Genomic DNA, 1,599 nt, shown 5'->3' with positions numbered 1-1,599 from the left:
CGAATCGGCAATCATTTCTTCACCAATCGGCAATTTTGACTGAGAATCGGCAATCATTTCTTCACCAATCGGCAATTTTGACTGCGAATCGGCAAATTCGTTTCTACCGAACTTTGAGCGAAATGAAGCTCCCATCACAGTTGTTTTGAGGATAAAGGAATTGTTGTCAAATATCGGACAAGGAAGTCCTATATTCTCCAATTCCTTGCACATTCGATCAACACCTTCACCATACTCTTTCACATAGCCGTAATCTTTTAGGAAAGATGCTATTTTTGGATTTCTTGAGTAGTGAGTATAGCGAATGTTCTCTTTCTTCACCATTCCGGCAAAAACACCAGGACTATCAACTTCAAGTCTGTTATCAAACATCTTTATCTGGATATCAGTTCCTTTTATTCCATAGTCTCTATGCGCAACAGCATTTACAACAAGTTCTGTACGAACAAACTTACCATACTCCTCCTCTGTAACAAAAACTCCGTCATTGCCGAGGTAAGTCTTTTCCTTCATTTGGTTCTGTATAAAAGAAACAGCCTTTTCTACCTGGTCAAGAATTCGACCTTCAAAAATTACATCTTTGACAACGTTCATATCTTTTCCTACCAAAGACTCATTTCCCTCATAACGGATAAAACGAATGAATGCTCTCGGAAAAAAGAGTTGAGGATTCTTCCCAAAAAGTAAAATCGCAGCAACTGAAATCTGATCTTTGCCATCCTTGATAGTTACGAATTTCTTATTTTCACGGACATACTGTTCAGGAGTTTTTCCATATCCTATTTTCGCACAATACTGAGAAATAAAATCCATATCAAGATCCTTGATGGAGGCATCGGCAACCGGTTCATCCTCATAATAACGAACCCCTTTGGCGTACATTAGTGTCAAACGATCATTAAAATCCAGTTTTTTACTTTTATCCCCCACCCGGATAAATACTTCATCTGCTTGATTTGCGTGAAAAAGAGGGCTAGCCTCTATATGCATCAATAAAACGTGATCCTTCTTTCCTTCAGAATTAATACACTCAACAAATTCAACACTGACAGGAACGGATGGATTACAAAAGGCAATTGGTGTTCTCAAAATTTCATTTAACTGCTCTGTATGATAATCAACACCTTCTATTCGTTTATGTTTATCTGAAATTCCTATTGCTACTGTTCCCCCATCAGCGTTGGCAAAAGCACAGATAGTAGCAGATAAATCAGATGGCTTTATTTGAATACTCTTACGATCAAAGATCTGTTTCTCGTCCATAGCAAGTATTTGTTCTATAGTCATCATTATTTTTGCCCTTTTGATTCCAAAAATTCAATTCGGAACGCACTGCGTTCCACATCGTAAAACAAGAATTACCCTGTGAGGCGAAAAACTATATGCAGAAATGTTTCAATCGGTAAGCCACGCCAAATTGGAACTTGCAAGTTCCAATTTGGCACCCGTATGTGCCAAATTAAAAAATTTCTTTGAAATTCAATAAAACCTATGTTACTCGTTTTTTGGGAGTAAATACTATTTTGTGTAAACTGTGATTTAACTCTTAAAAACCAACTTCTCCATTCTCTCTTTTGTAAGTGGTAGTTGAAGAAATTC

Annotated in this window: 2 protein-coding genes; both read right to left on the bottom strand. The window is 37.2% G+C overall.

The window, feature by feature from the left end; all coding sequences use genetic code 11:
- A partial coding sequence (locus F557_RS20815) for an RNA-binding domain-containing protein (protein WP_019003628.1) occupies window positions 1–1,290 on the bottom strand: 1,290 nt, incomplete at its 3' end.
- 68 nt (window positions 1,291–1,358) lie between these two features.
- Window positions 1,359–1,599, bottom strand: a 241-nt coding sequence (locus F557_RS23185; protein WP_211209610.1) for a hypothetical protein, incomplete at its 5' end; no start/stop codon positions are given.

It is taken from the genome of Succinimonas amylolytica DSM 2873 (assembly GCF_000378405.1).
GTDB classification, from domain to species: domain Bacteria; phylum Pseudomonadota; class Gammaproteobacteria; order Enterobacterales; family Succinivibrionaceae; genus Succinimonas; species Succinimonas amylolytica.
This window is presented reverse-complemented; position numbering and strand designations above follow the sequence as displayed.